The organism is Candidatus Albibeggiatoa sp. nov. BB20 (genome assembly GCA_016744725.1).
In the GTDB taxonomy this organism is placed as follows: Bacteria; Pseudomonadota; Gammaproteobacteria; order Beggiatoales; family Beggiatoaceae; genus Albibeggiatoa.
On record JADGDW010000204.1, the window covers coordinates 1 to 6,503 of the forward strand.

The following is a 6,503-nucleotide window of genomic DNA, read 5'->3' on the forward strand; positions in this document are numbered from 1 at the left end:
GAAAAGTTGGGGTCAATATTGATTTAGTCATTGGTTTAGATAATCAGCCTGATCAAATTTCAGGTTCTATTGATTTTAAAAATAATCGGTTACAAGAAAATTTTATAGGACATCAGCTACAAAACCTTACAGGAAAACTATATTTTACAGATAAAAAATTGAATGCGGAAAACTTACAAGGGCAGCTTTGGGGACAGCCAATTGACTTGTATTTTAAGCTGGGAAAACAAAATGATAGGCTAGCAATCCAGATTGATGCTGAAGGAAAAATGGATAAAAATTTTATTAATCTTGAAATGTCTAAAATCAAGGAACAATGGAAAGATTTAAAATTGTATCAGCGTTTTGAAGGTCAAGCACATTGGCAAACACATGTTGATATTATGAACTTTGAACATGAAAAACATAAAAATTATACAAAAGTTCAGTTTTCATCCAATTTACAAGGGATGAGTATTCATTTACCCGCGCCGTTAAATAAAATAACCCCTCTAAAAATGCCTTTATCTGTAGAGTTACTTTTCCCCATAAATAAACAAGATATCATTACCTTATCATTGGGAGATTTGCTCAATGGTATATTAGAGTTAGACGATAATTTGCATAAAGGCCAGATTTTAATAGGAACACGGGCTAAGGCTCAATTACCTAATTCAAATCGCTTAGATGTAAAAGGCCATATTACCCATTTAGGAGCTAAAGACTGGTTGCAATTTTGGCATAATTTGCCTGATGTTGAGGGCGATAGTCCCTTGTTACCTATTGATATTCAGCTTAAATTCGAGCAACTGGGTTTATGGACTCAGCAATTTAATCAAGTTGAAGCAACCTTAACTCACAGAAAATCTTTATGGCGTATTTTTGTGAAAAGCCAAGACATTTTGGGACAACTCCAATATCACACTAAAAAAGACAGTGTCAATGCAAAACTACAATATTTAAATATGACAGAACCCCGTAAACAACAGGCAGAACATCAAGCTAAAGAATTAACTAATCCCTTTGAATTTCCTAAAATTTCAGCGCATATTGATAATTTTAAATTTGGCAATAAAGAATTAGGGAATGTGAACTTATACGCAAAACCTCATCAAAAAGGCTGGGAATTGGAACTTTTTGAAGCAAAAGCAAAAGGCTTAAATATTCAAGCTCAAGGTTTATGGACATACCAACCAAAACAAGCTCATAGTCAACTCGAAGTTAAAGTACATAGTGCAGACACTGGGCAATTATTAAGGCGTTTAGGTTATCCAAAACCACCTATAGAACAAGGTTTTACAGAAGGTTTGTTGGATATTAATTGGAATGGTGGCTTTGATGATTTTGATTTAAAAACCATGCAAGGACATTTGCGTTTGTTAATGACTCAAGGAGATATTGTAGAAGTTGACCCTGGTGTTGGGCGTATTTTTGGTTTATTTGATGTATTGATTTTGCCTAAACGTTTATTGCTGGATTTTCGAGATATTACGGATAAGGGTTTACGGTTTGAAAGCATCGTTGGGGAGTTTGATATTAAAGAAGGGATTGCCAGTACGAATCACATGATATTGCAAAGTCCCGTGGCTCATGTTGAAATGCACGGCCATACCCATTTTGTAGAAGAGTATTATAATCAGACTGTTAAAATTATTCCCCATGTTTCCAATACTTTGCCTGTAGCGGGTACATTGGTTGGTGGTTTAGGGGTTGGAGCAGTCACGCTCATTATTCAAAAAATGTTACAACGGCAAATTGAGAAAAATTTATATTATGAATATCAAGTTATGGGTGATTGGGATGATCCGCAAATTAAGCTGATACAACAAGAAAATTGATGATGATATACTTTGTGCATTCAAAATTTTTAAAAAGTAAGCAATGAGATTACGATTAATGAACCCATTAGCTCTTTTTTATCACTTTATGCCTTTCCAACAATTCGGGTCAGCCTGAAATGGATCACCTGTAACTGCATACGACAAACACTTTAAACCACCACGACATAACTTCTGATAAAAACAGCCTTCACAACCTTGGCTTACCAACTCAGGATCACGCAACTGCTTAAATAAATGCGGATTATCATATAACTCCAATAATGGCGTTTCCAATATATTCCCCACCACAATCGGCATCCGCCGACAAGGCAATACATCTCCATTAGATTGAATAGTTAAAAATGACTCACCCGCCATACAACGATAAGGCTTGCCACCTGAAATCAAAAACTGTAACGCCCGATGCGTGGCAACTTCCGTGGTACGATTAAACCATGACTTTTGTGCTGATTGTTGAGAATCGTGCATTAACTGGAAAAAATCCTGTGTTTCCTCAGGAGTTAAAATGTACTCATTTGCACCGCTACCCTGTGGAATCAAACGATCAGACCAGACTCGATTTGCCTTATACTGCCGAGCAATTTTTACCACATTAGGAAATTCCTTATAATTACGCCGATGGGCTGTAAACGAAATTACCGTATAAATTCCCGCTTTGCGCAATTCGGCCAAACCCGCCAAAGTTTGCTTAAAATTACCCTTACCACGAATTGCATCATGCGTTTGTTCCGTGCCTTCAATACTGACTTGAATATAACGCGGTTTCAACTGGTGTAATTGTTTAGCCATCGCCGCATCAATAAACGTTGCATTACTCAAAATCGCAAAACCAAATACGTCACGATGCTCGGCAAAAACCGCTAATAAATCTAAAAAATCACAACGTGAAAAGGGCTCGCCACCTGTCACATTAATATGACCACGAACAGGACGCGATAAACGCTGGCTAAAAATATCGAGGAGGGATTTATACTGCTCCAAAATGCCCAATAATTGTTCAAAGCTTAACTCATCATTACGAGTATAAGTTTCTTGATAACAATGGGAGCAACGCAAATTACAACGTTCAGTGACATGCCATTGCAGCAGCAAATGGGCAGGCGCGTAAGCCTCCATGATTAATCCTCAGCGTCATCAGAATGATTTTTGCTTGGATATTGAGTTATATCATCAAAGAGTGCCTCATCATCTTCGTCATCATCAATACCAAAAGTGCTATTGGATACATTAGATAACACTACCGACATGATTGTGCCACCAAGCATAATGGCAAGACCAATGAATATCGATTTTATGGCAAAGATAATAATCAAGCCTGCTAAAACACTGATAAAAAAAACAGGTTTGTTCATTTTATATCCTTAGAACCTGTATTAAAATTTATTGGAAATAACGCAAAACAGTAAGCCTAAAAATATCGCTACTGTCAATTTAATTCTAGTGCGATTTTTAACATAAATCTACTTTAGGAGTAGGGAAATGACGTGCATCCCAAAGCCGTTTATAATGTGCATCCAACTCAGACAAACGTTGGTCGATTAGCTCCAGTTCCGCCAATTTTGGAAAACGATATAAACCACGTTGATACCATTGTTCCATTTCTACTTTCAAGCGGTCACGTTGTACCACGGTATCCGCAATTTGGCTTTTTAAATCAGATAATTCAACTGTACGCAAATCTAAAATATGATAGCGCACCGCTTGGTCAAAAATCCGTGTGCCGCCACCTTCTGCAATGGTTTGATACAATGTTTGTGGCTCTTCAACCGTCACACCTGCCAAAAAATCAATATCAAATTCAACCAAGTCAGGCAACCAAGGCACGCTAGGTCCCATTAAGACGGTATGGGCAGATTTGGATAACTCAGCTAATCGCGGAAAGGTTTTATTCGTCAAACTGGTTGCGGTTAAAAATACCCAATCTGATTGCGGTAAAACAAACTCACAAGCCGAATCCAATACATCATTTTCCACATGAGGGTTACGTTCAATCACGGTTAAATCTAACAAACCTTCATACTTTTCCAAATGGGGGTAACGCCCAACAATGGCAACCTTTTGGCCTTTCAATTGTGGTAAAAAATAATCAAACACGGCTAAATTGGCAGCGATGGGATGATGTGGTAACGCATGTAATTTTAAATCAGGCAAATGATGTTGACTCAACACACTGTTGATCGCAGCTTGTCCAATGATCGCCTCGTGCATATCCCAAGAACGTATCCATTGTGCAATGTCTAATATCTTGCGATTCCGCATTGTGCCAGACCAACTGATTGTGCGTTTGCTTGTTGGCAAGGTCATGGTTAAACCGATACCACCTTGATTATTCCGACATTGTGTCCAAACTAAGCCCATCAATAAACTGTCAATGTGGGCGGTAGAAGTATTGATAGAATCTAATAATAAATCATAAACAAGGTTAGGATTTGACATGATGTTATGGAGTTAATATCTCGAAAATGTAAAAATCACAGGCAAATAACACGCTATAGTCGTGGACTTAAAGCGTATATATTAAGTTTAGGCTGCATTTTACAATACTTCAGCATAATCTTAGCAATATTTCTCCAGACTATTGCACATTTAAGTGTCTTGCCTTTATATCCTTTTTGGCCAACATTGGATTTTCTTTCTTCTAATCTTCATTCTAGGATGGTGCAATATTACACTTCCTTATCAAAATTTCCTGCAAACATTGCAATTGTTTTTTAATAGCATATATCAACACTTCAGATAGTTTTTATAAAATATTAATATTTCAATAAGTTATAATACGCCATTATTCTTTTTTAACTCATTAGCCATCTACATTTTAAGGATAGTAAATATATAAAGACTGTTACTAAAATTAAAGCGTTGGATTCTATTGTAAAGCGAAAATTGTTTGCGTAACATAGGCTATTAATTTAAAGGCTAAAGTCAAAATAAAGATGGAACAAACACAAAAAATTATTGTTGGTAGTGAGGAATGGTGTGCATTGCCTACATTAGGCATGAAAGCAATTAAAGCACGGGTGGATTCTGGGGCAAAAACATCATCACTTCATGCGTTTAATATGCAAGTTTTTCAGCGTGATAATTGCAATTGGGTTAGTTTTGAAATTCACCCCATTCAAGGTAATCGCAAAACAGTTCTACGTTGTGAAGCTCCTATCGTTGACCAGCGCGACATCAAAAGCTCTAGTGGTATTAGCGAGAAACGTTATGTGATTAGGCAACCTGTCTCGATTGGCGGCGAAACTTGGGATATTGAGCTGACATTAGCAAACCGAGACTCAATGGGGTATCGTATGTTATTGGGGCGTGAAGCGATGATGGGACGGATTTTAGTTGATCCTGCCAATAGTTGTTGCTTAGGTGAAGTATCAAAACAGCAATTGCAAGAATATTATATTCAAGATGAAAAACAAAATACGGGCTTAAAAATCGCTGTGTTAGCAACTAATCCAGAGTTATATAGCAACCAGAGAATTTTAGAAGCAGGCGAAGAACGTGGACATCAAATGATGTTTTTAAATATCAAACATTGTTATATGCGTCTCGATACAACCAAACCAGAAGTGCATTATCGCGGTGGTAAAGTATTATCAGAATTGGATGCGGTAATTCCACGAATTCGTCCCAGTGCCACTTTTTACGGATGTGCTTTGGTACGACAGTTTGAAGCGATGGGGGTTTATGTATTGAATCGAGCCTCTGCCATTACCCAATCTCGTGACAAACTTTATTCTTCTCAACTTATGATTAAAAATAGTTTGGACATGCCCATTACGGGTTTTGCTAATTCACCACTTGACACTTCAGATTTAATTGAAATGGTTGGTGGCGCACCGTTGATTGTTAAATTATTGGAAGGGGCACAAGGCCGAGGTGTTGTTCTTGCTGAAACTAAGAAAGCCGCTGAAAGTGTGATTAATGCGTTTAAAAGTTTGAATGCAAATTTATTAGTACAAGAATTTATTAAAGATGCGCAAGGAACAGATTTACGCTGTTTTGTGATTGATGGAAAAGTGGTTGCTGTAATTCAGAGACGTGCTGCTCCCGGTGAATTTCGTGCCAATATTCATCAAGGTGGTGAGGCTTCTGTGGTTAAAATTACGCAAGACGAACGTAAGATAGCAGTTAAAGCAGCTAAAGTGTTAGATTTAAAAGTAGCTGGGGTTGATATTATTCGTTCACGGCGCGGTCCATTGTTGTTGGAAGTTAATTCTAGTCCCGGTTTGGAAGGTATTGAGGATGCTACAGGGAAAGACATTGCTACAATGATGATAACAGCCGTTGAAAAAGGGTTAAATTGGAAACGAGAATTAAGTGCTGGTACAGATAATATGGTCAATATAACTTAAATACGCCTGATGTGGAATTAAAATAAGTTTTATAAAACAAACAATTATGTGCACTATTTTTGAAGAACTGATATATCTGTTTATTTAAATATCAAATACTTATAAATTCATTCCACATCAACCGTTAAATACTTTTCTCCGAAAATAAAACTTGAGTCATATATGAGAAAGTGCATACATTATAAAAGTAGGCACTTCATCGTTATTAAATTTAATAATCAGTATCATAGGTTTATATTGATTATAAAAACTTAAAAATATATCAAACTCAAATAAACACAAAATACCTTAGTTGCGTTCCAAATAATCTAAAATGCCATCAGCCGCTTGGCGA

General features: G+C 36.8%; 5 protein-coding genes. 2 read left to right on the forward strand and 3 right to left on the reverse strand.

Features of this window, described 5'->3' with window-relative positions; all coding sequences use genetic code 11:
* A partial coding sequence (locus ABXH34_RS16860; protein WP_353573051.1) for a YhdP family phospholipid transporter occupies window positions 1-1,817 on the forward strand: 1,817 nt, incomplete at its 5' end.
* Between the two features lie 81 nt (window positions 1,818-1,898).
* Here the strand turns inward: ABXH34_RS16860 and ABXH34_RS16865 are convergent.
* The 3 genes from ABXH34_RS16865 to ABXH34_RS16875 form a co-directional block, all read right to left on the reverse strand.
* Window positions 1,899-2,936 carry a radical SAM/SPASM domain-containing protein gene (locus ABXH34_RS16865; RefSeq protein ID WP_353573052.1) on the reverse strand — a complete coding sequence of 346 codons (1,038 nt, stop codon included), beginning with the start codon at window positions 2,934-2,936 and terminating at the stop codon, window positions 1,899-1,901.
* 2 nt (window positions 2,937-2,938) lie between these two features.
* Entirely contained in the window at window positions 2,939-3,172 is a 234-nt protein-coding gene (locus ABXH34_RS16870) for a hypothetical protein (RefSeq protein ID WP_353573053.1), read from the reverse strand.
* A 97-nt stretch (window positions 3,173-3,269) separates the two neighbouring features.
* Window positions 3,270-4,256: a Rossmann-like domain-containing protein gene (locus ABXH34_RS16875; protein ID WP_353573054.1), complete on the reverse strand. Its 987-nt coding sequence runs from the start codon at window positions 4,254-4,256 to the stop codon at window positions 3,270-3,272.
* A gap of 497 nt (window positions 4,257-4,753) precedes the next feature.
* Here ABXH34_RS16875 and rimK point away from each other — a divergent pair, with 497 nt between their 5' ends.
* Window positions 4,754-6,169 carry a 30S ribosomal protein S6--L-glutamate ligase gene (gene rimK, locus ABXH34_RS16885; RefSeq protein WP_502710425.1) on the forward strand — a complete coding sequence of 472 codons (1,416 nt, stop codon included), beginning with the start codon at window positions 4,754-4,756 and terminating at the stop codon, window positions 6,167-6,169.
* The last annotated feature ends 334 nt before the right edge of the window (window positions 6,170-6,503 follow it).

Excerpts from the sequence above, each read along its gene's own strand:
- ABXH34_RS16865 (WP_353573052.1), bottom strand. The coding sequence starts at position 2,936 with ATGGAGGCTTACGCGCCTGCCCATTTGCTGCTGCAATGGCATGTCACT.
- ABXH34_RS16875 (WP_353573054.1), bottom strand. The coding sequence starts at position 4,256 with ATGTCAAATCCTAACCTTGTTTATGATTTATTATTAGATTCTATCAAT.
- rimK (WP_502710425.1), top strand. The coding sequence starts at position 4,754 with ATGGAACAAACACAAAAAATTATTGTTGGTAGTGAGGAATGGTGTGCA.
- ABXH34_RS16870 (WP_353573053.1), bottom strand. The coding sequence starts at position 3,172 with ATGAACAAACCTGTTTTTTTTATCAGTGTTTTAGCAGGCTTGATTATT.